Origin of the sequence: Streptococcus danieliae (genome assembly GCF_009767945.1) — a bacterium.
Lineage (GTDB): Bacteria > Bacillota > Bacilli > Lactobacillales > Streptococcaceae > Streptococcus > Streptococcus danieliae.
In genome coordinates this window covers 1-453 of the sequence record NZ_WSRS01000210.1, presented here as the reverse complement: position 1 = coordinate 453, position 453 = coordinate 1, and the positions used below count along the sequence as shown (strand labels likewise).

At 36.0% G+C, this 453-nt stretch carries 1 pseudogene; it reads left to right on the top strand.

Going from position 1 to position 453, the window contains the following annotated elements:
* Nucleotides 1–179: pseudogene (locus tag E5983_RS09495) on the top strand (IS1380 family transposase); the annotation flags it as partial.
* Between the last annotated feature and the right edge of the window lie 274 nt (nucleotides 180–453).

Sequence of the window (453 nt, the reverse complement as noted above, 5' to 3'; positions counted from 1 at the left end):
GTGATAAGACAGATAGTTCAACTTTAATCAAGAATGAAGTTCGCATGATGATTTCTTGCTTGGCCTACAATATTTCATTATTTATGAGGCATCTAGCTGGTGGCTCTGTGAAGAATTTGACCATGAAACGTTTCCGGAAACTGTTTATCAATATAGCTGGAAAGTGTGTAAAAAGTGGTTCTATAATAAGTTGTGTGGAAAGCTTGCTCTCCATGCAACTTTTTTTGTAATTCAGAGTGCAAAAAAAAGCAATTCCTAGTAAACTGATAAGTGAAAAAAAACATCAGAATAGGAATTGCTTCATATGGACTATGTTACTCAAAAATTACTCGGAATTCAAGACCTAAACATCACTTTCAAAGAAGACTGGCTTATTTATCGTAAAGATAGACGCAATCGTATGGCTCAAATCATCGAAGGCTCCTTAGAGAAACGCCCAAGTCATTGTCCCTC